Origin of the sequence: Citrobacter sp. T1.2D-1 (genome assembly GCF_950098555.1) — a bacterium.
Lineage (GTDB): Bacteria > Pseudomonadota > Gammaproteobacteria > Enterobacterales > Enterobacteriaceae > Citrobacter_A > Citrobacter_A telavivensis.
The window spans coordinates 160498-186186 of the sequence record NZ_CATNHH010000056.1 but is presented as its reverse complement, the minus strand read 5'-3'; the positions used below and the strand labels follow the sequence as shown (position 1 = coordinate 186186).

18 protein-coding genes are annotated in these 25689 nt (G+C 54.2%); 8 read left to right on the top strand and 10 right to left on the bottom strand.

Annotated elements, in window-relative coordinates:
* Nucleotides 1-16: 16 nt before the first annotated feature.
* The 6 genes from QQZ17_RS22020 to QQZ17_RS21995 form a co-directional block, all read right to left on the bottom strand.
* Nucleotides 17-1279: a DUF1479 domain-containing protein gene (locus QQZ17_RS22020; protein ID WP_152405336.1), complete on the bottom strand. Its 1263-nt coding sequence runs from the start codon at nt 1277-1279 to the stop codon at nt 17-19.
* A gap of 190 nt (nt 1280-1469) precedes the next feature.
* On the bottom strand, nt 1470-2612 hold the full coding sequence (locus QQZ17_RS22015; RefSeq protein ID WP_187696606.1) for a glycosyltransferase family 4 protein: 1143 nt from the start codon (nt 2610-2612) through the stop codon (nt 1470-1472).
* Nucleotides 2613-2700: 88 nt separating this feature from the next.
* Nucleotides 2701-5163, bottom strand: a complete 2463-nt coding sequence (locus QQZ17_RS22010) for an autotransporter outer membrane beta-barrel domain-containing protein (protein ID WP_284554177.1) — start codon at nt 5161-5163, stop codon at nt 2701-2703.
* Nucleotides 5164-5759: 596 nt separating this feature from the next.
* The gene (locus tag QQZ17_RS22005; RefSeq protein WP_152405334.1) at nt 5760-6575 is read right to left on the bottom strand and encodes a Cof-type HAD-IIB family hydrolase; all 816 of its coding nucleotides are present in this window, start codon (nt 6573-6575) and stop codon (nt 5760-5762) included.
* Between the two features lie 174 nt (nt 6576-6749).
* Complete coding sequence (locus tag QQZ17_RS22000; protein WP_152405333.1) at nt 6750-9182, bottom strand: glycyl radical protein; 2433 nt, start codon at nt 9180-9182, stop codon at nt 6750-6752.
* A gap of 4 nt (nt 9183-9186) precedes the next feature.
* A complete protein-coding gene (locus QQZ17_RS21995) occupies nt 9187-10086 on the bottom strand; it encodes a glycyl-radical enzyme activating protein (protein ID WP_152405332.1) in 900 nt (299 codons plus the stop codon).
* 131 nt (nt 10087-10217) lie between these two features.
* On the opposite strand from QQZ17_RS21995, the gene fsa reads away from it, so the two are divergent.
* Nucleotides 10218-10880, top strand: coding sequence for a fructose-6-phosphate aldolase (gene fsa / locus QQZ17_RS21990; protein WP_152405331.1), 663 nt, complete (start codon nt 10218-10220; stop codon nt 10878-10880).
* 94 nt (nt 10881-10974) lie between these two features.
* Here the strand turns inward: fsa and moeB are convergent, their stop codons facing one another.
* Nucleotides 10975-11733, bottom strand: a complete 759-nt coding sequence (gene moeB, locus QQZ17_RS21985) for a molybdopterin-synthase adenylyltransferase MoeB (RefSeq protein ID WP_152405330.1) — start codon at nt 11731-11733, stop codon at nt 10975-10977.
* Complete coding sequence (moeA, locus tag QQZ17_RS21980) at nt 11733-12968, bottom strand: molybdopterin molybdotransferase MoeA (RefSeq protein ID WP_152405329.1); 1236 nt, start codon at nt 12966-12968, stop codon at nt 11733-11735. Before moeA ends, moeB begins: the two co-directional genes overlap by 1 nt.
* A 184-nt stretch (nt 12969-13152) precedes the next feature.
* On the opposite strand from moeA, the gene iaaA reads away from it, so the two are divergent.
* Genes iaaA through gsiD form a run of 5 tightly spaced genes read left to right on the top strand, consistent with a single transcriptional unit; the run spans nt 13153 to nt 19395 of the window.
* Nucleotides 13153-14118 (top strand): beta-aspartyl-peptidase, encoded by a 966-nt coding sequence (gene iaaA / locus QQZ17_RS21975; RefSeq protein WP_152405328.1) that lies wholly within the window; start codon nt 13153-13155, stop codon nt 14116-14118.
* A complete protein-coding gene (gsiA, locus tag QQZ17_RS21970; RefSeq protein ID WP_152405327.1) occupies nt 14105-15976 on the top strand; it encodes a glutathione ABC transporter ATP-binding protein GsiA in 1872 nt (623 codons plus the stop codon). Before iaaA ends, gsiA begins: the two co-directional genes overlap by 14 nt.
* A gap of 28 nt (nt 15977-16004) precedes the next feature.
* Nucleotides 16005-17543, top strand: a complete 1539-nt coding sequence (gene gsiB / locus QQZ17_RS21965; RefSeq protein ID WP_152405326.1) for a glutathione ABC transporter substrate-binding protein GsiB — start codon at nt 16005-16007, stop codon at nt 17541-17543.
* A 17-nt stretch (nt 17544-17560) separates the two neighbouring features.
* Nucleotides 17561-18481, top strand: coding sequence for a glutathione ABC transporter permease GsiC (gene gsiC, locus QQZ17_RS21960; protein WP_152405325.1), 921 nt, complete (start codon nt 17561-17563; stop codon nt 18479-18481).
* A gap of 2 nt (nt 18482-18483) precedes the next feature.
* Entirely contained in the window at nt 18484-19395 is a 912-nt protein-coding gene (gene gsiD, locus QQZ17_RS21955) for a glutathione ABC transporter permease GsiD (protein WP_152405324.1), read from the top strand.
* On the opposite strand, the gene QQZ17_RS21950 is transcribed toward gsiD, so the two are convergent.
* Nucleotides 19392-20396: a LacI family DNA-binding transcriptional regulator gene (locus QQZ17_RS21950; RefSeq protein WP_152405323.1), complete on the bottom strand. Its 1005-nt coding sequence runs from the start codon at nt 20394-20396 to the stop codon at nt 19392-19394. The genes gsiD and QQZ17_RS21950 overlap by 4 nt on opposite strands.
* Nucleotides 20397-20653: 257 nt before the next feature.
* Between QQZ17_RS21950 and QQZ17_RS21945 the strand changes: the two genes are divergently transcribed.
* Both QQZ17_RS21945 and QQZ17_RS21940 read left to right on the top strand, forming a co-directional pair.
* Nucleotides 20654-22717: a glycoside hydrolase family 31 protein gene (locus QQZ17_RS21945; RefSeq protein WP_152405322.1), complete on the top strand. Its 2064-nt coding sequence runs from the start codon at nt 20654-20656 to the stop codon at nt 22715-22717.
* On the top strand, nt 22710-24089 hold the full coding sequence (locus QQZ17_RS21940) for an MFS transporter (RefSeq protein ID WP_152405321.1): 1380 nt from the start codon (nt 22710-22712) through the stop codon (nt 24087-24089). Before QQZ17_RS21945 ends, QQZ17_RS21940 begins: the two co-directional genes overlap by 8 nt.
* 60 nt (nt 24090-24149) lie before the next feature.
* On the opposite strand, the gene rimO is transcribed toward QQZ17_RS21940, so the two are convergent.
* Nucleotides 24150-25475, bottom strand: coding sequence for a 30S ribosomal protein S12 methylthiotransferase RimO (gene rimO, locus QQZ17_RS21935; protein ID WP_046477768.1), 1326 nt, complete (start codon nt 25473-25475; stop codon nt 24150-24152).
* Nucleotides 25476-25689: the final 214 nt, after the last annotated feature.

The following is a 25689-nucleotide window of genomic DNA, read 5'->3' as shown; positions in this document are numbered from 1 at the left end:
CTGTCACGATTTAGCGTTACGCCATCCCCAGCGCGCGCTTGCCGTGGATATTCAAATCCGCCAGCGTAAAGCGTCCTTCCCAGTCTGTTTCGTAATCCTCACGCGGGAAATCGCCTGGCGAAGCCCCTTTTTCCAGCGCCGCTTTTACTTTGTGCGCATAGGCCAGATTCTTCTCGCACAGGGGAGCGGCGGGAATGTACATCACATTTCCCCATCCCTGCTGATTGTCGACCGGCGCCACGGAGTGAATCACATCGCAATGCCACCAGACGGAATCGCCGGCTTCCAGTGGCGGAATGCTGGTGAGCGCCTCAATCAACAGGGGATGCCACTGTTCGGATATTGGCAGCACCCGGCCCGGCGACACGCCACACAGTTCGTCTTCCGGGACATCATCCATCAGCGGACGTAACAGCACATACGCCATGGCTTCCGGAATGGGCACGACATGCAGCAAGCCCTGACCGGGCAGCATATCCGACAGCGCGGTCCAGCCCTGGAAGGTGCGGAACACCGAACATTTGGTGGTGTTATCCACGGTATACTCTTCCACCTCGGTGCGATGAGCGGCATGCCACGGATCGTATTTCGCCAGATTACCGTTAAAGACACTGGCGAAAACGCGCTGATACGCCGGCAGCAACCAGCGCTCCAGTGCGCCGGAATCGGTGTGCGCACCCAGCCCTTTTGAGGTGGTGCCCGGCGGACGGCGGCGGATCCTGTCCGGGTAGATCACGCTCACATCCGGGTTAAACCACTGCTTGCCCTCGCTTTCAAAGGTCCACAGACGGTTGAGGAACGATTGCACGTTCGCCATCTCCTCACTCTGCCGCGCCTGCATTTGCGCCTGCGACCAGTAGATCGGATAGATCTCCGGACGGGAGGCGCTGAGGGTGCCAAAAAAGTTATCGCCAGGCCCTTTATACACCTCGTCAAAGCGGTTGCGGTCCAGATAGTCCAGCATCGACCGATCCCAGGCCAGCGCCCGCTCGCGCGGGAAGTGACCTTTGATAACCGCACAGCCGCAGCGTTTGATCTGTTCACGCTGCTGCGCTGCGATCGTGCCAGCGTTGATATCGGCATAGGACAGCTCAGGCCAGACCGGCGCGCCCTGTGCTTTGAGCGCGTTGATTTCCGCCACGCGGGTGGCAATGGCATCGCTAATCTGGCCGAAGATTTGATCAACGTCGCCAAGCTGCGCCCGCAGTTCCTGCTTCATCTGACGGATAGCCGCTTTGTGATCGACCGGTAATGTGTCGCTTGTGAAGGTAAAAGCCATAACCACCTCGCATAACTTTCATTCGAAACTTATTTAACTTACAGTTGATAATGTAAGTTATAAAAAAGTTAATGCAAGTTTAAATGTTTGCTGGTGAGATCGTCGCGCCATTTGTCCAGGACAACGCATACCAGAGGTCTGATGATTGGATTGTGGCGCCCGACGGCGCCATAAAGGGCAGGGGAACAGCTTACTTCGCGGCAGTCGCTGAGCTGACTAACTTTTGGTGCAACTTTTTCCAGACTTCAATATAGGATTCCGTCATGTTACTGAGCGTTAATTCCGGATGATTTACGCTCTGGCGAAACACCTGGTTATCCTGATCGCGCCAGAGTTGTTCAGTATGTGAGAGATAGTGGACGATGCGCTGCTGTAGCGCGGCAACGGTAGGTTCGCAGGCGTAATCAGAAGGCATGTATGCATCCATACCCAGTCCTGGCGTCGCGATCAGTGCGCAGTTTGAGAGCAAGGCTTCCAGTCCGACAATACCGAAACTCTCCTGAATGCTGGGGAAGACCACAATGTCAGTTTCCGCAAAAGCCCGTTTTTTTTCCTCACCCTGAACAAATGTCAGACCTTTAAAGCCTTCTTTTTCCATGTAGTCAGGGATCTTCTCTGGCCCATAAACCCTGGCCTCAACCCGGTTGCGATAGGCTTCTGGCAGCGTATTGATCGACTCACGAAAAATCTGGAAGTTTTTCACAATATCGGTGAATCGCCCAAAGAAGCTGATGACCACTTTACCTTGCGGATGGCGGATTTTTTTTTCCGGGTAATCGGCGAAATCGACACCGATAGGGAAGATATCGGGGGGGACAATATCGGCGGAGACATGCTGAATAATTGAACGGTGCGCCCAGTCGCTGTGAAGCACTACCGCGCCACTCTGACGTACCGCGATTCGCTGTTCCCAGTAATGCTGCATACCTTTCTGGGTTCGGGTCAGATAGTGCTGCATGCCGATATAGCTGGAATGGAGCGTGAATTGCACTCTGTGTAACTCAAAGTAAAACGGTAACAGAGGTGAGTTTTCGTGCACTGAGATAATATCGGGCTTGAACTCATTGAGTATGGGCTGAATTTTTTGCGCGGTACTCCATGCCACATTCAGGCTCAGTGATTCCAGGGAGGAGTCAAAAGGCAATGTAGGTTCAACGGCAATCTCATAATCAGCCAGTGTTGACGCCCGGGTTTTCTGATTGTTCAGGTATAACACCCTGAAGGGGTAGCGACGGCGCGTTAATTCCTGCCAGAAATGCTGATTGAAAAAACCCAGGCCACTGAACAGCACATCAGGGGCTTCGGTGGTGACAATTAAAACGCGTGGTTGCATGACCATTCCTGTTATCAAATGCGTTTGGTATAAATCGTCAGGGAGGCAGACGGACAATATTATCCGTCTGCCAGGGCCCTGCTACTGGCTAGAAACGGTATTTGATCCCTATCATTGCCTGAGTATCACTGTAACCACTGTTCCCTATTTGCTGCGTCACGTTACCCCACATATCCAGTTGTCGGGAGAGTTGTCCCTCAACCCCGATTTTGGCTTCACCAATATTGCGGGTGCCGGCAATTTCATTGCCCTGGCCATTGATACTGGCCCCAAAATCACGGGTGTTATGGATCCAGTTTGCTTCGATGAAGGGTTGGAACTCGCGATTTTTGCCCTTGTCTACCGTGCTGTGTCCTTGCAGATAGGCACGGACACCCAATCGACTTTGAAGATTACCATCGCCCTCGAATGAGACACGTGAACCGCCGCTGCTTTGGCGTTCAGTATGATCGCTGGATCTGACGCCCATCCAGATAAGCTGGGCTTTAGGCTGGATGTAATATCCCACTGCATCCGTTTCTCTGCTGCCTAATTCAAAAGTATAACCCGCTTCTACCGAGGCGGTAATGCCGCGAGATTTATACTTCTCGGACGCCAGCTGATCGCCTTTCACTTCGTTATCAAACCAGTTGTAGAGCGCCCAACTGTCGACATAGCTACCGGTTTTTTTCTCATCGTTGGCATACCAGGTTCCGTATAAACCCGCGCTATAGCCTTTGACCGAGCCTTTGGATTGATAGTGTGAGTATCTGGATTCGGTATTGTTACTTTGCCGGGCGTAGCCCGCCATGATACCCAGATGCCAGCGATCCCGTTGATCGGAACTCCACTGCGCAATGTCACCGCCAATTTGCGCGACATAGCGATTTCCCTGGTTTTTAAACTGACCAGAACTGTCCTGAGAGCGGTTATGCCCACCGACCTGACGAAGCCACAGGCTGGTTGTCTGTTCCCCGGTTAACGCATCGGTATACTGCGCTTCACCGAGGCGATCGTGAAGACGTGTCTGGAAGAGGGTATTGGCGGCCATGTGGTTAACCATATAGCTGCCGATTTCCGGACGTTGCACGGGTTCAGGATCCTGGGGATCCGGCGTGACCGAAGGCAGTTCGGAGCGCAAGTACCAGTCGCCGTCCTGAACGCTGAGACTATTTTTGTGTAAATAGTATTCATATGCTCCTCCGACAATACGCCCGCTCTGCGTGAACACCCCTGATGAATCGCCATTGACCTCAATGACTTTAATGCCTTCACGGGTTTGTGCCCCGGTGCCACCGAGATTATTGATGGACAGCACGCTTTGGCCTGACGTTGAGCCGTTAATAATGAGCTGGTCGGTCAGTGAGTTATCGTCACCCAGAACCGTATCAAGCGCAATAACGCCGCCGTCTCCGACATAATCCCCGTTAAGGGTAAAGCGATCGCCAGCGACATTATTGGTTAACTGCAGGCTACCCTGATTTCGAAACGTCGCCAGGTTATCAAATAACGCATGATTGGCTGTCCCGTCCGGGCGCGCGGTGAGGGAAATTACGCCACGGTTGACAAGTTCCGTTGTGCCTCCGCCAAAATCACTGGTCGCTACAGGCGCGACGGTATCCCGGATACCGTCGCGATCCGAATCAAACCACTGCCGCACGTTCCAGACACCCGTAGCGTCGTTAATCACCGTATCCCGACCGCTGGAGAGGCGTACGACGCCCGTCATGGCCCCTGCGTTAATGATGCGGGTTTCTGCTCCGCTATAATGAGTACTGTCTAGCGGCAAATTGGGCATGGCGGGATCGCGCAAATAAAAACCGTCAAAACCTGCCACGTCGATTGCCACATCGGATAGCGCGCCAAGCGTGGCACCTTGATCGATTTGCACAGTGGACTGCGTTCCCCCCGTGGTTTTGATACCCGCGCCTTCGCTCCCCCCCTCGACAACGCTGTCGGCCTTCAGGTGAACATCAAACACGCCCTGCGGATCGACAATGATGTAACCGCCGCTGGACCAGGTATATTCAGGCGGGGTGCTTTCTATGCGAATGGCATCACCGACCTGGGAACGAATCACGCCTGAGCTGGTAATCCGCGATTCCAGCGCCTGCGAATAGATAGCTGCGGTATCTTTACTCGCGCTGTTGTTAACGATCTGGCTTCCGGACTGCTGAAGAACTGAACCAATAGCTAACAGCCCGCCGGATGCGCCGGCCAGATAAATCCCAGCGTGCTGCGTATCCCGGATATTGGTTTTATCAAAAATTATGCCACCAGAAGGGCCCGTAATCGGTGCAAGCGGATCCGCCGCATCGTTGTCGGTTACCTTACCGGTATAGATGTTTCCCGATGTGCTGACTTCTATTTCATCAAGAGCAAGGGGATTGCCTTGGGCCTGTATCCCATTCTGAGCGGCCGTGAGCGTCTTACCCGCGTCCAGAGAGATGACGACCTTATCAGACTGCATCCCGTTCTGAGCGTTGAATGAGTAGGCAGGGTATGGGGTAGGGTTGTCGATATCTGCATGAATATCAATATTCAGTTGGTTACCGTTTTGTACGCAACTCACTCCAGCTTGAAGTGCCAGGTTATTACAGTCATCTGCGTAAGCAGAGTGGGCTGCCAATAAAATGGCGCTAGCGAGAAAAGTTTTATTAAAATTTCCCGAAAGAAACGTGAAATTCCTGGCCTGGTGTAATTTCAGAGTGTAATCCATGTTAACTTGTCCATAATGATTAAATTATAATAAAAAATTTAACATTTAATAAGTGGGGCAAACAAAGGTTTCTGTTTGTCAATTAATAGTCTAAATGATTTGTGTGTGTATGAAAATAAAATAGACATCACTTTAATTGCGTTGTGATTGTTTTGTATGTTTATCAATGAGTTAATAATGAATTTTTTTGGCTTACGGTGATATTGGTTATCCGTAAAAATATAAAGCTATCTATTGCTGTAAAGTAGTTGCCAGAGGTCGAGTGTTATAAAAGAAACCTGTTGCGATGCTAATCCAAAAGAATTAAGAATTTTACCAGCCTGAAGATATCTATATAAAGGAATAACAAAAAAACTTTCCATTATTATTATCAAAAATCCTAATATTAATAATAATAATCTGAATGCGGCATCCGGATTAAAATATTCTCCAGTCGCCGCATTCAGGCATTACACGTTGAAGGGGGCCGTGTTATCCAGCACAGCCTGGATCACGTTCAGCGCACCCTGATGGTTATTGTCATCCGTCTGATAGCGGGAGAGCGCTTTGATACTGTCGGTGGCATTCGCCATGGCGAAAGAGTAGTGCGCCATTTTCAACATTTCTGCATCGTTGCCGCTGTCGCCAATGGCGACCACCTCCTTCGGTGAAAGGTTCCAGCGTTTCAACAACCGGCTGATGCCATTGGCTTTGTGGAGCCCCGGAATGATCAGATCGATAAAGCCGAAACCGCTGGTCACAGGTTTCATAATGCCGTCCAGCGCCGTATGCAGCTTGTCGATAACCAACGGGATCTGCTGATCCGGCAGATTCAGAGAGAACTTAAACAGCACGTCGTCGATGTCGTGATAGTCCTTCACCGGCTTCAGGCGGTGATAGTGCTTTGCCATGAGCGCAACAAAGGACGCCGGGGCGTGTTCACTGACGTAAGCGCTTTGCAGACCGCAGGCGACAAAGTTGAGCTGTTTATCCTTGAGCAGTTCGCCGATCACGCTCCGTGATTCATGACGGGTAAGTTCGCCGTGAAAAAGCTGTTGGCCATGCTCAAACACCAGCGCGCCGTTTTCGGCAACGAAAGAGATCTCGTCTTTGAGTTCGGGGAAGAAAGAGATGAGCTGAAAGTACTGATTGCCGCTGGCGACGACAAACTCGATGTTGCGTTTCTTTAGCTCGTGGTACTGCGCCATAAAACGTGCGTGATCGTACTTTTTGGCGTCATTGAGAAAAGTTCCGTCCATATCAGTGACGATAACTTTTACGGTCATACATTTCTCTCCAGAATATTACTGTGGCTAGCAACATTCTAATAACAATGTGACCTAAAGCACAAATTTAATTTCGAATGAAAGCAAAAGCGCCGGATGGCGGCTGCGCCTTATCCGGCCTACGGAGAGAGGCTTGTGGGCCCGGTAAGCGTTAGCGCCACCGGGCCATGGGGATTACAACATATGTTCGGTACGGGCGATGATATCGTCCTGCGCGTCCGGTGAAAGCGCGGTGAAGAAGGCGGAATAACCGGCTACGCGGACCACCAGATCACGATACTGGTCCGGATGCTTTTTCGCGTCCAGCAGGGTTTCGCGCGAGACGATGTTGTACTGAATGTGCCAGCCTTTGTGCTCTTCAAAGAAAGTTCGCAACAGGATCATCAGTTTCTGCTTGTCGGACTCGTTCTCAAGCGTGGCCGGGTTCAGCTTCTGGTTCAACAGCACGCCGCCCAGAATCGAACCGGTAGGCAGCTTGCCGACGGAGCCAATCACCGCCGTGGGACCAAGATGGTCGGTACCGGATGCCGGGCTTGCCCCTTCAGCCAGCGGGGTATGGGCTTTACGACCATCAGGCGTCGCCATGGTCGCTGCGCCGAACGGCACGTTTGCCGAGATAGACGACGTACCCGCGTAGTAATTACCGCCGACCGGGCCGCGTCCATAACGCGGGTTATGGTATTGCTTCAGTTCATCGATATAGGTCTGATAAGCACGGGCCAACAGGGTATCGACGGAGTCATCATCGTTGCCATACTTCGGCGCGCCGTTGATTAAACGCTGGCGCAACTGCTCGTGGGTCAGGCCGTCAAAATCATCTGCCAGTGCAGCCGCCAGCTGTTGCTGACCGATTGCCCCCTGTTCAAAGACCAGTTTTTTCACCGCGGCCAGGCTGTTGCCGAGGTTCGCGATACCGACCTGCAGGCCGGATACCCAGTCATACTTCGCCCCGCCTTGCTTAATGCTCTTTGCCCGCTCGATGCAGTCATCCACCAGCGCCGAGCAGAGGATATCGTGCACGTTCTCTTCCAGCATGGTATCGACCACATACTCGATCTCAATCGATTTGCGCGTGTAGTAGCGGATCTGGGTATCCCACGCCGCCATCACCTCGTCGAAATTGTTGAAGTTACCGGCGGAGAGCGCTTTTTCCTGTGGCAGGAAAACTTTCCCGCTGGTGGCGTCCCGACCACCTTCCAGCGCAGCCAGCATCACGCGGGCAAAGTTGATAAAGCTCATGCCGGTGCAGCGGTAGCCCCACTTGCCGCCCACGGCGGTTTCGATGCAGCCAATCGCCGCGTAATCGTAGGCGTCCTGCGGCTCAATACCGAGCTTAATGAATTCCGGGATCACGATTTCATCGTTGTTAAAGGCTGGCATACCAAAGCCGCAGCGGATCACCTGTACGCAGGCGTCGAGGAAATCATTGCTCATCCCGGCGTGATAACGCACGCTGAGGTTAGGCTGGGTGGAGCGCAGACGCCCACAGGATTCGAGGATCGCGTAGGAGAGCGGATTGACCGCATCCATCGGCTGACCGTTGACCAGGTTTTGTCCGCCAATGGTAACGTTCTGATACAGCGGGCTGCCTGCGGAGGCTTTAGAGTGCGAGCCGGAGCGGATTTTGTTCACTTCCAGCAGTTTCAGCCAGCAGCTGTGCAGCAGCTCAATGGCGTGTTCGCGGTCCAGCGACTGGTTCAGTTCCACATCGCGGCGGTAGTACGGATAAAGATACTGGTCCATGCGCCCGAACGACACCGAGTGACCGTTGGACTCAATTTGCAGAATCAACTGGATGAAGTAGCACAGCTGCAGCGCTTGCCAGAAAGTCTGCGGCGGCTGGTGAGCGATAAGATCGCAGTTTTCCGCCATCGCCAGCAGCTCGTTACGGCGGCTGACGCGTGTCTCTTCGCTCGCCATTTTACGCGCCAGTTCGGCGAAGCGGGCGATGTGATCGCTGACGGCAATCAGCACAATATCAATAGCTTTCAGGAATTGCTCGCCATGCAGATCGTCGAGAACGGTCAGGTTAATGCGTGAACGGCGCTCCGCGACTTTTGCCCGCAGGCCGTCAATGCCTTTTTCCAGTAGCAGCGGGAAGTTGACCGCCAGGTGCGCGTCACCGGAGGTCATGTTGCCTTCGGCTTTGATAATACCGGTTTCCAGCAACCCTTTTTGCTCATCGGTAAACATGCCGTAGCAGCGATCCTGAACGGTTTGGCCGCGCCACCACGGACAAACGCTATGCAACACGCGTTTGTTCTCTTCACTGACCGCAAAACCCGCACCCGGTCTGTCCGCCAGGGCGTCTATCTCTTTTTCAATCCACGAGACGGTGTATTCCGGGAAGATCGGCGCGGCGCGCACTTCGCTCGCCTGGTTGCCGACGATCAGCTCGTCGTGTTTGATCCAAATGGTCCGCTCTGCCAGATGATGCGCCAGCGCCAGCGCGCGGCGTACCGGAATCGGTTTGTCCAGATGCTGCTGGTACATTTCGGTGTAATGCTGCGCGCGTTCGGTACAGACCGGCGGTTTGACGATGTGCACCAGCGCGGTTTTGTGCGCTTTGATTCGGTCGCTGAGCGTATCCAGTTTCAGTTGGGTCATGAGATTATCCTCGTAATGTCGCGGTCAAACCTTTCGTGCAGGCGTACTGCTGCGCAAAGGCGAGCAGATCGGGTGCATCCAGCGGCTTGTCCGGCGCGTTGTAGGGTTGGCTGAGTAAGTGGTATTTGTTGATGCCTAACGTGTGGTAGGGCAAAAAGTGAATCTCGCCAACGTGCAGTTCATCGGCGGCAAAATCGGTAATCGCTTTAATGCTTTCTTCATCGGCGTTAAACCCCTGAACCAGCGGAACGCGGATGATGATTTTTTTCCCGGCGGCGGCGAGCTTTCTCAGGTTTTCCAGCACGCGTGACGCGCTGCCATCCGTCCATTGCTTAAACGGCGCGTCGGCGACGTGTTTCAAATCCGCAAGGAACAGATCGATCCAGGACAGTGACGGTTCAATGTATTTCCACGGCACATGCAAACAGGTTTCGACCGCGGTATGAATGCCCGCCTCATGGCTTGCTTTTAAAAGTGATGCCGCCAGCTCTGGCTGCATAAACGGTTCGCCGCCGGAAAGCGTAATACCGCCGCCGCTGCGGTCATAAAAAGGTTTATCGCGCAGGACGGTGGTCATAATCTCATCGACGCTTTTAACGTCGCCGCAGACGGTCAGAGCCTGAGTAGGGCAGCAGTCGATCAGGCTGGCAAGATGCGCGTCAGTCAGTTTTTCGCGATGGATAAGGAGGCCATTCAGCGCGCGTTCGATAACGCCCGGTGCCGCCTGGACGCAAAGCTCGCAGCCTTCGAGGCACAGACGTGCGTCAAACAGCAGATCCTGCGTGCGTGCCCAGCTTTCCGGATTCTGACACCAGCGACAGCCCAGAGAGCATCCTTTAAGGAACACCACGGTGCGGATACCGGGGCCATCGTGAGTAGAATAGCGCTGAATATTGAAAATCATAAACGGCCTCTCGTGTTTCGTATAAAGATTAAATAACTTTCGAATGAAAGTTATGTTGACGTGCGTCAACTAACCGAGAGGTTTTGCCGTGGTATCTTTCTTTTATGCAAACTAGTCGTTGAGGAATGATTATGGAACTCTATCTGGATACGTCCGACGTTGACGCGGTGAAAGCACTGGCGCGAATTTTCCCGCTGGCGGGCGTGACCACAAACCCCAGTATTGTTGCGGCGGGTAAAAAAACGCTGGACGTCTTACTGCCACAATTGCATGAAGCAATGGGGGGGCAGGGGCGTTTATTTGCTCAGGTGATGGCGACAACGGCAGAAGGGATGGTGAGTGATGCGCGTAAACTGCGTGGGATCATTCCTGATATCGTCGTGAAAGTGCCCGTCACGGCGGAAGGTCTGGCGGCGATCAAGTTGCTTAAAGAGGAAGGTATTCCGACGCTGGGAACGGCGGTGTACGGTGCGGCACAGGGCCTGCTGTCGGCACTGGCGGGGGCGGAGTATGTTGCGCCTTACGTCAACCGCGTGGATGCGCAGGGTGGCGATGGCATTCAGACCGTTACCGATTTGCAGAATTTGCTGAAGATGCACGCGCCGCATGCCAAAGTGCTGGCAGCCAGTTTCAAGACGCCGCGTCAGGCACTGGATTGTCTGCTGGCGGGCTGTGAATCCATCACCTTACCGCTGGACGTTGCCCAACAGTTGATTAGCTCTCCGGCTGTCGATGCGGCGGTGGCGAAGTTTGAGCACGACTGGCAGAGCGCCTTTGGGCGTTCGTCGCTGTAAGTTGTCGTTGTTGGCCGGATAAGGCAACGCCATCATCCGGCAATTCGCGCCGTCATTGCCTGATGGCGCGACGCTTATCCGGCTTACAATCCGATCAGGATGAGGCTTCCCCACACACCTCGCAGCCCGGATTTCGCATCAGCTTCATTTCGCGGAACTGGCAGGTCATGGCGTCGTACATGACGATTTTCCCCGACGCTGGCTGACCATAATGCGCCAGCAGCTTAATGGCTTCCATCGCCTGTAGCGACCCAATCACGCCAATCAGCGGCGCCATCACCCCCGCCTCCACGCAGGTTAATGCATTTTCACCAAACAGACGGCTCAGGCAGCGATAGCAGGGCTCACCCTCTTTGTAGGTAAAGACGGTAACCTGACCTTCCATGCGGATCGCCGCGCCAGAAATCAGCGGGACTCTTGCCGCGTAACAACCGGCATTGAGCTGATTACGAATCGCGACGTTATCGGTGCAGTCCAGCACCAGATCGTGTTCGGCGATAAGTGTCCGAAGGGCGGTCTCGTCCAGCAGCGCATTAACCGCAGTGATAGCCACGTGCGGATTAATACGGCTCAGCGCCGCATGCGCCGATTCCACTTTCGGCTGGCCGAGGGTCGCATCGCTGTGTAGCGTCTGGCGCTGTAGATTCGACAGCGACACGGTGTCAAAATCGAGCAGCGTCAGGTGGCCGACGCCAGCGCTCGCCAGATACTGCGAGGACGCGCAGCCCAGCCCACCGAGACCGACAACCAGCACGTTGGCTTCCTTCAGCGCTTCCTGCCCGTCAAAGTCAAAGCCGCGCAGGATTATCTGCCGATTGTAACGCAGCATCTCCTGATCGCTGAGTTCCGCCATCAGAGGCCTCCGAACAGCGCATTGAAGGGCTCGACTTCCACCCATTCACCGGCTTCAACGTTACCGCGATCGCGCTCCAGCACAATGAAGCAGTTCCCCTGACTGAAGGAACTGAAGACGTGTGAACCCTGATGACCCGTGGTGCTCACCTCCAGCTCGCCGTTGGCGGTGCGCTGGAGCACGCCGCGCTGGAAATCGAGACGACCCGGCGTTTTCTTCAGCCGTGAGGTGGTACGCACACGCTGGCGTGCAGGTAACCCGCTGGCCGCGTTGCCGCTCAGCTTCGCCAGCAACGGCTGAACCAGTTGGTAGAACGTCAGCGCCGCTGACACCGGGTTACCCGGCAATCCGCAGAACCAACTGTTGCTCAGTTTGCCGAAGGCGAACGGTTTGCCGGGTTTGATTGCCAGCTTCCAGAAGGCGATTTCGCCCAGCTCTTCAAGGATGGTTTTGGTGTAATCGGCTTCACCCACCGACACGCCGCCGGAGCTAATCACCACATCCGCCTGGCTGTCGGCTTCGATAAACGCCGTGCGCAGAGCGTGCGGGTCATCGCGGATGATGCCTAAATTGATCACGTCGCAACCCAACTGTTGCAGCATCAGATGCACGGTCAGGCGGTTGGTATCATAAATCTGGCCTTCGCCGAGCGGTTGTCCCGGCAGCTGCAGTTCATCACCGGTCGAGAACAGCGCGACGCGGACTTTCCGCACGACCTGGACGTCGGCAATACCGAGCGATGCCAGCACCGGCAGTTCGCCGGTGGTCAGGCGCGTACCGGCAGGGAAAACCACCGCATTTTGTTTAATGTCTTCGCCACGATGGCGGATGTTTTGCCCGCCGCGGACGTCGGCGGTAAAACGCACGCCGTCATCAGTCTGTTCCGTCTGCTCCTGCATCACCACGGCGTCACATCCCGCCGGTACCGGCGCGCCGGTCATAATGCGAATGCAGCTCCCCACAGGCCATTCTCCCTGGAACGGTTGACCGGCGAACGCTTTACCGGCGACCGACAGCGGCTGTCCGCTGGCGAGATCGGCCAGTCGCACCGCATAGCCGTCCATCGCCGAGTTATCGAAACCCGGCACGTCGAGCGGCGAAACCACGTCGGTCGCCAGAATACGGCCAAAGCACTGCACCAGCGGCAGCGTCTCAACGGCAGTCAGTGGGGTAACACGCGATAACATTTCGGTAAGCGCCGTTTCCAGCGGCATCAGTCCGGCGGTAAATTCCATGAAAACACTCCTGCGGGGCAAAATCGAATCCGCCTATTATGTCAGAAAACACGAGGGGACTGTATGCCACCTCGGACTTAGAAAGAATGTGAACGCTTTACATGCTAATCGCATCTTTCTATAGTCAAAAATCGAATCAATAAGTCTACAAAATTCTGATATTTGTAGAAGACGGACGACAAACATGGGCAAAGCAGTTATTGCAATTCACGGCGGCGCCGGGGCGATTACCCGCGCGCAGATGAGCCAGGAGCAGGAATTACGCTATATCCAGGCGCTTTCCGACATTGTCGACGCCGGGCAAAAGATGCTGGAAGCGGGAGAAAGCGCGCTGGACGTGGTCACCGAAGCCGTGCGACTGCTTGAAGAGTGCCCGCTGTTTAATGCCGGGATCGGCGCGGTGTATACCCGTGACGAGACCCATGAACTGGATGCCTGCGTCATGGATGGCAATACCCTGAAAGCCGGGGCAGTGGCGGGAGTCAGCCATTTGCGTAACCCGATTCTCGCTGCCCGACTGGTGATGGAGCACAGCCCGCATGTCATGATGATTGGTGCGGGGGCAGAAAAATTTGCGGCCAGGCAGGGGATGGAACTTGTCTCTGCGGATCTCTTTTCAACGCCTGAACGTTATGAACAACTGCTGGCCGCGCGTTCGAGCGGCGAAACCGTGCTGGATCACAGCGGCGCACCGCTCGATGAAGGCAAAAAAATGGGCACCGTGGGCGCGGTGGCGCTGGATGTCCACGGCAATCTGGCGGCGGCGACATCGACAGGAGGCATGACCAACAAACTACCGGGGCGCGTCGGCGACAGTCCGCTCGTGGGCGCGGGTTGTTATGCCAATAATGCCAGCGTGGCGGTTTCCTGCACCGGTACGGGTGAAGTGTTCATCCGCGCGCTGGCCGCCTATGACATTGCCGCGTTGATGGACTACGGTGGTCTGAGCTTATCGGAGGCCTGCGAGCGGGTGGTAATGGAGAAATTACCGGCGCTGGGTGGGAGTGGCGGGCTTATCGCCATCGATCATGAGGGAAATGTGGCCTTGCCGTTTAATTGCGAAGGAATGTATCGCGCCTGGGGTTATGCCGGGGATACACCAACGACCGGGATCTACCGGGAAAAAGGGGACACCGTTGCCACACAGTGATGCGCTTGACGTCAGCGACGTGCTGGCTGTCAGCAATCTGAATATTGCCTTTCAACAGGACCAGCAGCGTACTGAGGCGGTGCGGAACCTGTCGTTTCGTCTCAGGCGCGGCGAGACGCTGGCGATTGTCGGTGAGTCCGGTTCGGGAAAATCGGTCACCGCGCTGTCGCTGATGCGACTGATTGAACAGTCTGGTGGTGAGGTTCAGTGTGAGCAGATGCTGCTGCGCCGCCGTAACCGTGAGGTGATTGAACTGGGCGAACAGAGCACGTCGCAGCTTCAGCGGGTGCGGGGTGCCGATATCGCCATGATCTTCCAGGAGCCAATGACGTCGCTCAACCCGGTGTTTACCGTAGGAGAGCAAATTGCCGAGTCCATCCGCCTGCATCAAGGGGCGGGGCGTGAAGCGGCGATGGCGGAGGCCAAGCGGATGCTCGATCAGGTTCGCATTCCAGAGGCGAAAGCAATTCTTTCGCGCTACCCCCATCAGCTTTCCGGCGGTATGCGCCAGCGGGTGATGATTGCGATGGCGCTCTCCTGTCGTCCGGCGGTGCTGATTGCCGATGAACCGACAACCGCGCTGGACGTCACGATTCAGGCGCAGATCCTGCAACTGATCAAAGTTCTGCAACAAGAGATGTCGATGGGGGTGATTTTCATTACTCACGACATGGGCGTGGTGGCGGATGTCGCCGACCGTGTGCTGGTAATGTACCAGGGGGAGGGCGTGGAGACCGGCAGTGTGGAACAGATTTTCCGCTCGCCGCAGCATCCCTACACGCAGTCGTTATTAGCGGCGGTACCACAACTCGGGGCGATGAAAGGTCTGCCTTATCCGCGCCGCTTCCCGGTTATCTCCCTGAGTGCGCCGGAAAAGCAGGAGCGACCCGTCGATCAAAATACGGTGGTTGAGGGAGAGCCCATTTTGCAGGTTCGCAACCTGGTCACCCGTTTTCCGTTACGCAGCGGCGTTCTTAATCGAGTGACCCGCGAAGTACACGCGGTGGAAAATGTCAGCTTTGATCTCTGGCCCGGTGAGACGCTGTCGCTGGTCGGCGAATCGGGCTGCGGCAAATCGACGACCGGACGTGCGCTACTGCGCCTGGTGGAATCGCAGTCCGGCGAGATTATTTTTAACGGTCAGCGAATCGATACGCTGTCCGACAGTCAATTACAGCCTTTGCGCCGCGATATTCAGTTTATTTTTCAGGATCCTTACGCCTCGCTCGACCCACGGCAAACCGTGGGGTATTCCATCATGGAGCCGCTGCGCGTCCACGGTTTATTGCAGGGTAAGGCGGCGGCCGATCGCGTGGCGTGGTTGCTGGAGCGCGTCGGGCTGCAACCTGAACATGCGTGGCGCTACCCGCATGAGTTTTCCGGCGGGCAGCGTCAGCGGATCTGCATTGCCCGCGCGCTGGCGCTCAATCCTAAAGTCATTATTGCCGATGAATCGGTCTCCGCGCTGGATGTGTCGATTCGCGGACAAATCATCAACCTGTTGCTCGATTTGCAGCGGGAACTGGGGATCGCCTGGCTGTTCATCTCGCATGACATGGCCGTTGTTGAGCGGATCAGCCACCGCGTTGCGGTGATGCACATGGGGCAGATTGTGGAGATTGGTCCGCGCGCCGCGCTGTTTGAGGATCCGCAGCATCCGTATACCCGTAAGCTCATGGCGGCGGTTCCGGTTGCCGACCCCGGACATCCCCGACCGCAGCGGGTGCTGCTGTCGGATGAGCTGCCGAGCAACATTTACCGGCGCGGTGAAGCGCCAGCACCTGTTTCATTGCAGTTAGTCGGGCCCGGACATTATGTCGCGCGTCCACAACGAGAAAATGCGCTATCGCGCTTATAACATTCAGGCAGGGTTCAGGAGAAAAAAGATGACAAAATTGCTCGCCCGACATTGGCTGCTGGCATTAGGCGCGACGACCGCGCTGGCTGCGTCCCCGGCGTTTGCCGCGAAAGATGTGGTAGTGGCGGTGGGGTCCAACTTCACCACGCTCGATCCGTATGATGCGAATGACACGTTATCGCAGCAGGTCGCGAAGTCGTTTTATCAGGGACTGTTTGGTCTGGATAAAGAGATGAAGCTGAAGAACGTGCTGGCGGAGAGTTACACCGTCTCTGACGACGGTCTGGTGTATACCCTCAAACTGCGTCAGGGGGTAAAATTCCAGGACGGTACCGACTTTAACGCCGGGGCGGTGAAAATTAACCTCGACCGTGCCAGCGATCCCGCCAACAGCCTCAAGCGTTATAACCTGTATAAGAACATCGCCAAAACAGAGGCCGTCGATCCCGCAACGGTAAAAATCACCCTGAAGCAGCCGTTCTCCGCGTTTATTAATATCCTGGCGCACCCGGCGACAGCGATGATCTCACCGGCCGCGCTGGAGAAATACGGGAAAGAGATTGGCTTCCACCCGGTAGGCACCGGTCCTTACGTGCTGGATACCTGGAATCAAACCGATTTTGTGAAGGTGAAGAAATTTGCCGGTTACTGGCAGTCGGGATTGCCGAAGCTGGATAGCATCACCTGGCGCCCGGTCACCGATAACAACACCCGTGCGGCGATGCTGCAAACCGGAGAAGCACAGTTTGCCTTCCCGATCCCCTACGAGCAGGCGGCGCTGTTAGAGAAAAACAAAAATCTGCAACTGGTCGCCAGTCCGTCGATTATGCAGCGTTACATCAGTATGAACGTGACGCAAAAGCCGTTCGACAATCCGAAAGTCCGCGAGGCGTTAAACTACGCTATCAACCGCCAGGCGCTGGTGAAAGTGGCGTTTGCGGGATACGCGACCCCGGCGACCGGCGTGGTGCCGCCGTCGATTGCGTATGCGCAAAGCTTCACGGCCTGGCCTTACGATCCGGCAAAAGCACGTGAACTGCTGAAAGAAGCGGGTTACCCGAACGGTTTTAGCACTACGCTGTGGTCATCGCACAATCACAGTACCGCCCAGAAAGTGTTGCAGTTTACCCAGCAGCAGCTGGCGCAGGTGGGGGTTAAAGTGCAGGTGACGGCGATGGATGCCGGTCAGCGCGCGTCTGAAGTTGAAGGGAAAGGACAGAAAGAGAGCGGTGTGAGAATGTTCTACACCGGCTGGTCGGCCTCGACCGGTGAAGCGGACTGGGCGCTGTCGCCGCTGTTTGCTTCGCAAAACTGGCCGCCAACGCTGTTTAACACCGCGTTTTACAGCAATCCGCAGGTTGATACCGACCTTGCCGATGCGCTGAAAACAACCGATCCGCAAGAGAAAGCGCGGCTGTACAAAGCGGCGCAGGATATCGTCTGGAAAGAGTCGCCGTGGATCCCGCTGGTGGTGGAAAAACTGGTCTCGGCGCACAGTAACAAACTGACCGGTTTCTGGATCATGCCAGATACGGGGTTCAGCTTTGATGATGCAGATTTGAAATAAGCCACAGCGGAAACCTGATGCTTAACTATATTATCAAGCGCCTGCTGGGGTTGATTCCGACCCTGTTCATTGTTGCGGTGCTGGTGTTTTTATTTGTCCACCTGTTGCCGGGTGACCCGGCGCGGCTGATTGCCGGGCCGGAAGCCGACGCGCAGGTGATTGAACTGGTTCGTCAGCAGCTCGGTCTCGACCGGCCGCTGCACGTCCAGTTCTGGCATTACATGACGAATGTGTTGCAGGGCGATTTTGGACTCTCGATGGTTTCTCGCCGACCTGTCTCGGAGGAGATCGCCAGCCGGTTTATGCCTACGCTGTGGCTGACGTTGACCAGTATGATCTGGGCCGTTCTGTTCGGTATGGCGGCGGGGATTGTCGCGGCGGTATGGCGTAATCGCTGGCCGGATCGCCTCAGCATGACGCTGGCCGTTACCGGGATCTCCTTTCCGGCGTTCGCGCTGGGGATGTTGTTGATGCAGGTGTTCTCCGTGGAGTTAGGCTGGTTGCCGACCGTCGGGGCCGATAGCTGGCAGCACTATATTCTGCCATCTGTCACTCTCGGTGCGGCGGTGGCCTCGGTGATGGCGCGCTTTACCCGCGCCTCGTTTGTCGATGTGCTTAATGAAGACTATATGCGCACCGCCCGGGCGAAAGGGGTCAGTGAAACATGGGTGGTGCTCAAACACGGACTGCGCAATGCGATGATCCCTGTCGTCACCATGATGGGGTTACAGTTCGGCTTTTTGCTCGGCGGTTCTATCGTGGTCGAAAAGGTCTTCAACTGGCCTGGTCTCGGACGACTGCTGGTGGACTCCGTGGAGATGCGTGATTATCCGGTGATTCAGGCGGAAGTCCTCCTGTTCTCACTGGAATTTATTCTTATCAACTTAGTGGTGGATGTGCTGTATGCCGCCATTAACCCGGCTATCAGGTACAAGTAAGGATGCGATTACTTAACTGGCGCCGTCAGGCGATTTTAAATGCCATGCCGATGGTGAAACCCGAACGGGTGCGCACGCCGTGGCACGAATTCTGGCGACGTTTTCGTCGTCAGCATGTGGCGCTGATTGCAGGTCTGTTTGTGCTGTTGCTTATCCTGGTGGCAGTCTTCGCTCGTTGGCTGACGCCCTTCGATGCAGAAAACTATTTCGATTACGACAGGCTGAATGACGGACCGTCGATGATGCACTGGTTCGGCGTGGATTCGTTGGGCAGAGACATCTTCAGCCGCGTGCTGGTTGGCGCGCAAATCTCGCTGGCGGCAGGCGTGTTTGCGGTATTGATTGGCGCGGCCATTGGCACCGTACTGGGACTGCTGGCGGGCTACTATGAAGGCTGGTGGGACCGGGTAATCATGCGTATCTGCGACGTGCTGTTTGCGTTTCCAGGGATCCTGCTGGCGATTGCCGTGGTGGCGGTGCTGGGTAGCGGCATCGCAAACGTGATTATCGCGGTGGCGATTTTCTCCATCCCGGCGTTCGCCCGTCTGGTACGCGGTAATACGCTGGTACTGAAGCAGCAGACGTTTATCGAATCGGCGCGCAGCATTGGTGCCAGCGATGCGACGATTATTTTCAGCCATATCCTGCCAGGAACCGTCTCGTCGATTGTGGTCTTTTTTACCATGCGCATTGGCACCTCGATAATCTCAGCGGCAAGCCTGTCATTTCTGGGGCTGGGCGCACAACCGCCGACGCCGGAGTGGGGCGCGATGCTAAATGAAGCGCGGGCAGATATGGTAATAGCACCGCACGTGGCGCTGTTCCCGGCAGTGGCCATCTTTCTGACGGTACTGGCATTTAATCTGCTCGGCGATGGCCTGCGCGACGCGCTGGATCCGAAGATTAAGGGCTAAGCCATTTTATGCTCACGCTGATTAACCAGCGTGAGCGCAGGTAATGACTGCACCGCATTCGGGTTGTTTTGCATGGCATTTAAGGTCGCTTTAGCCAGATTCTCACCCAGTTGCGTATAGGGGATCTCGAAGCCCGTCGGTTTCTGGGGGAGAAATGAGGAGATATCGCTGCTGAATACACCGGCAAAAAACGGATAGTGACAGCCTGACTCCTGTGCACAGAACGTAGCGCCCAGCATCTGGAGATCGCTCAAGAAAATGACGTATTCGGGTGGTACAGCAAGCGAATGGAAATAGCGTAACGCGTCAAAACCCGCTGCTTCACTGATATCACCATAATAGACCCACGATTCATTAACGGGCAGTCCGCGAGCAGATAGGGCATTGCGCCATGTCTCGGTGAATATCTGTCCCTGCATGCTGTCATTTCCCAGCGTAACTAATGCATGGCGAGCATAGCCAGCCTGATATCCCTGCTCGACAGCGGTTTCCGCCACGGTGGCAAAATCCAGATCCACCCAGTTGAAATTGCCGTTAAGCGCATTACTGCGTCCCAGAGTGGCAAATGGAAACTGCTGTTGATTAAGATAGTCGATGCGGGAGTCATTGAGGGTCGTATTGGTCAGGATCACGGCATCGGCTTTACGCTGCTCAATGATCTTGCGCAACCACAATTTCTCATCGGCTTCGTCAAGGGCGAGGTGCAAAATGGTATCGATATCTTGCGTGCGTAATTCTCGCTGTAAACTGGCCGCCACACGCATGAAAAATGGAGCCGTGTAAAAGTTGTCTCTGTCACCAGGAGGCAAAAGCAAAGCCACCGTATTCGCTTTCCCTTTACGTAAGTTTCGCCCGGCGGCATTGGGAGAATAACCATACAGGGTCGCCGCGTCGCGTACGCGTTTTTGTGTGGCTGCACTCACTTCCGGGTGGCTGTTTAACGCCCTGGAAACGGTGGCAATGGAAAGATCCAGTTTTTTCGCCAACTCTTTGATATTCATTTGTTCCCTTTATACGACATGGAAAACATGACTGTATATATATCTTATTCTGCTCACATTAGCCAATTGAGATAATCTTCTCATAAATATAACGCGCTGAATTAAAAAGCCGTCAAAATTAAATCTTCGATCACATTATTCATTTCATTTTGGCTCCTGGTGAGTGTTGCCCATTGACAGAAGAAAAGATTTTAAACAGGATCGGAAACGTTTCCGGAATCAATGTTAAATCCTGTAAAAATTTATCCGAGGGCTTAATGAATACCTTACAAATAAAAGAGAATACGCTATGTTGGGCGTGGAACGGGCAGTATCTTAAAATCATGGCGTGGGGAGAGAACAGCCTGCGCATATTGTCTGGGATCCAGCCAGATACCAGCACGCCACCCTTATGGGCGCTGCTTCCTGCACCTGATTGCGATGTCAAATTTATACAAGAAGAGAGCGCACTGACCATCATCAACGGCAAAATGAGCGCGACGGTTGATTTGCAAGGTCGTATTACTTTTTATAATCAACATCATGATTGCCTGCTCGAGGAATTATGGCGACAACGGGATAATGGCGAACAATTCTGGAATGTCGGGCAACAGCAAAAAAAGAAAATAAGCGCCTTAAAAATATCGGGAAGGGAATGTAAACCGCTTGCCGGAAACGCCGTGGAAATTAACGTGCGTTTCGAATCCAGACCACAAGAAAAAATAGGCGGAATGGGGCAGTACCAGCAGCCGTTTATTAATTTAAAAGGTTGCGCACTGGAGTTGGCGCAGCGCAATTCACAGGCCAGTGTACCGTTTATGGTATCGAGCCTGGGGTACGGTTTTTTATGGAACAACCCGGCAGTGGGTGAGGTAGTTTTTGCTCGCAATGAAACACGCTGGAGCGCGAAAGCCGCAAGGCGAATTGATTACTGGATCACCGCAGGAGATACCCCGGCGGAGATTGTTCGCCAGTATGCGGCAGTGACCGGAACCCCTCCACTTATGCCGGAATTTGCACTGGGTTTATGGCAATCGAAATTGCGTTACCGTACTCAGGACGAACTGCTGTCGGTGGCGCGCCAGTATCGTGATGCAGGAATTCCGCTGGCGGTAATCGTTGCTGATTTTTTCCACTGGCCAGTGCAGGGAGACTGGCGTTTTGATGCGCGAGAATGGCCAGACCCCGCCGCGATGACTGCGGAGTTAAACGCGATGGGGACGAAACTCATGGTCTCCATCTGGCCAACCGTTGACGTAAAAAGCGAAAACTATGCGCACATGAACGAGCAGGGTTTTTTAGTCAATACGCGCAAAGGGCTCAATATCAATTTCGATTTTTTGGGCAACACACGCTTTTTCGATCCCACAAACCCCGACGCGAGAAAATTCGTCTGGCAGGTTTGCAAGAAGAACTATTTTGATCAAGGCATCGACCTCTTCTGGCTTGATGAAGCTGAACCTGAATTCGGGGTATATGACTTTGATAACTACCGCTATCACATTGGCAATACAGTAGAAACTGGCAATATTTATCCGCTGCATTATACGCAAGCGTTCTATGAAGGGCTGCGTGATACGGGGCTGGAAACCCCTGTTAATCTGGTGCGCTGTGCCTGGGCTGGCAGTCAGCGCTATGGCGCGTTGGTGTGGTCAGGGGATATTCACTCTTCTTTTGAGTCCATGCGTAACCAGATTTGCGCGGGATTAAGTATGGGGATGGCGGGGATTCCCTGGTGGACAACAGATATCGGGGGTTTTCACGGTGGTGATGTTGACGATCCTGCGTTCCACGAGTTGTTGATTCGTTGGTTCCAGTGGGCGGTATTTAGTCCCGTTTTACGTATGCACGGGCATCGTGACCCGATAACAGAGCCTGAGAGCGCACATCGCGATGGCATTGCCCAGTGTAATACGGGGGCAGGGAACGAGCTCTGGAGTTTTGGCGACGCCACCTTTGCCATTCTCCGCCGTTATGCGTCTCTTCGGGAACGTTTACGCCCATGGCTGCGCAAATTGATGGCGCAGGCGCATGAAACAGGCGAACCGCTCATGCGCCCATTGTTTTATCACTATCCGCAGGATGCCAACGCCTGGGAAGTGACAGATCAGTATCTGTTTGGCGAAGAACTGCTGGTGGCCCCGGTGGTTCACGCAGGAGAGACCCGTCGCCTTGTCTGGTTGCCGGGCGACACGATATGGATAGATGCCAATTCAGGCGCGCGTTATGAAGGGGGGCAAGAAGTCAGTGTGGAAGCACCTATCGATGTGCTGCCGCTGTTTGTTCGTGAAGGAGCCGATATCCTGGCATTACTGACTGCATGGAGAGAGGAAAATGAGTGAACTCTCAGATAATACAGAACAAGCTGAGGGACTCGTTGTCCCGGAAAAACTCTCGATCGCGGAAAAAGTCAGCTATGGACTCGGCGATGCGGGGGGAACGATTGTCACTGGATTGATCTCCAATTTTTTGACCTTTTTCTACACCGATATTTTTGGTTTAACGCCCGCCATTGTCGGGACGCTGTTTCTGGTCCTGAGAGTCATTGACGCGATTTCCGATCCGCTTATTGGTATTGCCGCAGACCGGACATCCACAAAAATGGGACAGTTTCGCCCTTTTATTCTCTGGACGGCAGTGCCGCTTGGACTTATTGCGTTTTTGACCTTCAGCGTCCCTGATTTGGCTTATCACTGGAAAGTGGTTTACGCCATAGCGACCTATTTTGCATTGTCTGTGCTCTATTCGCTCAATAATGTTCCTTATTGCGCGCTGGTCACAAAAATCACCTCAAATCCGGTGGAGCTTGTCTCGTGTCAATCCTGGCGCTTTGCATTATGTGGTGTCGCTGGATTTGCGGTCTCTGTGGGCTTGCCGGTGATGGTGAAATACTTTGGTCGCGGGGATCAGGCTCAGGGATATCAGTGGGGCGTTGGCGTATTAGCCTTGCTGGCGATTCTGATGTTTTTAGTCTGCTTTTACGGCGTAAAAGAGCGGAGCGCCACGCGCACTCGTCACACCTTCAACCTTAAGGAGAGTTTAAAAAGCATTCGTCATAACGAACAGCTCTTGCTGACTTTTGTCATGTCGTTGCTGATTATCAGCATCTTCAATACTAAAGGCGGTGCGGCAATGTATTTCATCACTTATGTGTTGCATGGGGATGCAACTTACACCTCATTATTTTTTGGTATGGCAACGCTTGGTGGGATTATTGGGTCGGTACTGGTTCAATATTTGACGCGGCATTTTGAAATTCGCCGCATCTATTTTTGGGTCAACGTGGTGCTGGCAGTCGCGCATTTTATCGTCTGGTTTGTTCCAGGGAATGCCGCCACGCTGTGGCTGATACTGGTGTTTATCTGCTGCATGGTTCTGGGATTTATTTTGCCGATGCATTTTACGCTTGTGACTTTCGCTGATACCTACGGCGAATGGAAATCGGGGCGACGTTCCTCGGGGATGAATTTCGCGTTCAATCTTTTTTTTGTCAAGCTGGCATGGGCAATAGCAGGCGTAATTATTAGCCTGACACTGATGGCGGTTTCTTATCGCTCAGGAATGGAAAATCAAACGACAGCTTCGCTGACGGGTATCACGTTGCTCTCGACGGTGATTCCTGGCGTGTTGCATGCGTTACTGGCTGTCACCGTGTGTTATTTTAAAATTGATAATGCGCTGGTGGCGAAGATGGAAAAAGCGCTCGGACGATAAGGGCGCCTTGCAATAGCCCTCTTCTGTATGAAGAGGGCTGAAGTACAGGGCGTTAAAACATTAAACGCGCGTGCCCCACAGATCGTACTCGTCGGCGTTTTCCACTTTCACGCGGATCACGTCGCCCGGTTTCACGTTGGTTTCACCGTTCAGATAGACTGCGCCGTCAATTTCCGGTGCGTCGGCCATACTGCGGCCAATCGCGCCTTCTTCGTCGACTTCATCGACGATCACCAGAATTTCGCGACCCACTTTCTCCTGCAGGCGTTCAGCGGAGATCTGCTGCTGCAGTTGCATAAAACGGTTCCAGCGCGCTTCTTTAACCTCTTCCGGTACCTGATCCGGCAGTTCATTGGCACCTGCGCCGTCTACCGGGCTGTATTTGAAGCAGCCTACGCGGTCAAGACGCGCTTCTTTCAGGAAGTCGAGCAGCATCTGGAAATCGTCTTCCGTTTCCCCCGGGAAACCGACAATAAACGTCGAGCGCAGGGTCAGTTCCGGACAGATTTCGCGCCATTGTTTAATGCGTGCCAGTTGACGGTCGACCGAGCCAGGGCGCTTCATCAGTTTGAGAATGCGCGGGCTGGCGTGCTGAAGTGGGATATCCAGGTATGGCAGGATCTTGCCTTCCGCCATCAGCGGGATGACATCGTCGACATGCGGATACGGGTAGACATAGTGCAGACGCGTCCAGATGCCCAGTTTTGACAGTTGTTCGCACAGGCTGACCATACTGGTTTTCACCGGCTCACCGTTATAGAACCCGGTGCGGTGCTTCACGTCTACGCCGTAGGCGGAGGTATCCTGTGAAATTACAAGGATCTCTTTGACGCCCGCATCGACCAGACGTTTTGCTTCGCTCAGCACATCGCCAATCGGACGGCTGACCAGATCGCCACGCATCGAGGGAATGATGCAGAAGGTGCAGCGATGGTTGCAACCTTCAGAAATTTTCAGGTAGGCATAATGGCGTGGAGTCAGCTTCACGCCTTGCTCAGGCACCAGGCTCAGGAACGGATTGTGCTTCGGTTTCGGCACGTAGTGGTGGACGTGTTCCAGAACCTGTTCATAGCTATGCGGACCCGTGATTTCCAGCACTTTCGGATGGACTTCACGGATCTGATCTTCTTTCGCACCCAGACAGCCGGTGACGATCACCTTACCGTTTTCATTCAGCGCTTCGCCAATGGCTTCCAGTGATTCCTGCACTGCGCTGTCGATAAAGCCGCAGGTGTTGACGATCACCATATCGGCGTCGTCGTAGCTCGGGACAACATCGTAGCCTTCGGTACGCAGTTCAGTCAGGATTCGTTCCGAATCGACGAGGTTTTTCGGACAGCCGAGGGAAACGAAGCCGATTTTCGGCTGGTGGGTTACTTTGCTCATAGCTTAAAAATTGTTCAGTTATTGGAATGTTCAGGGCAGGGATTCTACAGAGTTCCGCACAAAAATTGTATTGCTATCTCACCCGATCGGTGAGGGGAAAGCTGCATCGGCTTATAACTAGTATGTAAATAATGTTAATTCTGAGTGAATTGTTGATCCCAGGCATCCTTTTGTACAAAAAATAGCCATACTATTAAGTTGCACCATGGCTGGA

Excerpts from the sequence above, each read along its gene's own strand:
- QQZ17_RS22020 (WP_152405336.1), bottom strand. The coding sequence starts at position 1,279 with ATGGCTTTTACCTTCACAAGCGACACATTACCGGTCGATCACAAAGCG.
- QQZ17_RS22015 (WP_187696606.1), bottom strand. The coding sequence starts at position 2,612 with ATGCAACCACGCGTTTTAATTGTCACCACCGAAGCCCCTGATGTGCTG.
- QQZ17_RS22005 (WP_152405334.1), bottom strand. The coding sequence starts at position 6,575 with ATGACCGTAAAAGTTATCGTCACTGATATGGACGGAACTTTTCTCAAT.
- QQZ17_RS22000 (WP_152405333.1), bottom strand. The coding sequence starts at position 9,182 with ATGACCCAACTGAAACTGGATACGCTCAGCGACCGAATCAAAGCGCAC.
- QQZ17_RS21995 (WP_152405332.1), bottom strand. The coding sequence starts at position 10,086 with ATGATTTTCAATATTCAGCGCTATTCTACTCACGATGGCCCCGGTATC.
- fsa (WP_152405331.1), top strand. The coding sequence starts at position 10,218 with ATGGAACTCTATCTGGATACGTCCGACGTTGACGCGGTGAAAGCACTG.
- moeB (WP_152405330.1), bottom strand. The coding sequence starts at position 11,733 with ATGGCGGAACTCAGCGATCAGGAGATGCTGCGTTACAATCGGCAGATA.
- moeA (WP_152405329.1), bottom strand. The coding sequence starts at position 12,968 with ATGGAATTTACCGCCGGACTGATGCCGCTGGAAACGGCGCTTACCGAA.
- iaaA (WP_152405328.1), top strand. The coding sequence starts at position 13,153 with ATGGGCAAAGCAGTTATTGCAATTCACGGCGGCGCCGGGGCGATTACC.
- gsiB (WP_152405326.1), top strand. The coding sequence starts at position 16,005 with ATGACAAAATTGCTCGCCCGACATTGGCTGCTGGCATTAGGCGCGACG.
- gsiC (WP_152405325.1), top strand. The coding sequence starts at position 17,561 with ATGCTTAACTATATTATCAAGCGCCTGCTGGGGTTGATTCCGACCCTG.
- gsiD (WP_152405324.1), top strand. The coding sequence starts at position 18,484 with ATGCGATTACTTAACTGGCGCCGTCAGGCGATTTTAAATGCCATGCCG.
- QQZ17_RS21950 (WP_152405323.1), bottom strand. The coding sequence starts at position 20,396 with ATGAATATCAAAGAGTTGGCGAAAAAACTGGATCTTTCCATTGCCACC.
- QQZ17_RS21945 (WP_152405322.1), top strand. The coding sequence starts at position 20,654 with ATGAATACCTTACAAATAAAAGAGAATACGCTATGTTGGGCGTGGAAC.
- QQZ17_RS21940 (WP_152405321.1), top strand. The coding sequence starts at position 22,710 with ATGAGTGAACTCTCAGATAATACAGAACAAGCTGAGGGACTCGTTGTC.
- rimO (WP_046477768.1), bottom strand. The coding sequence starts at position 25,475 with ATGAGCAAAGTAACCCACCAGCCGAAAATCGGCTTCGTTTCCCTCGGC.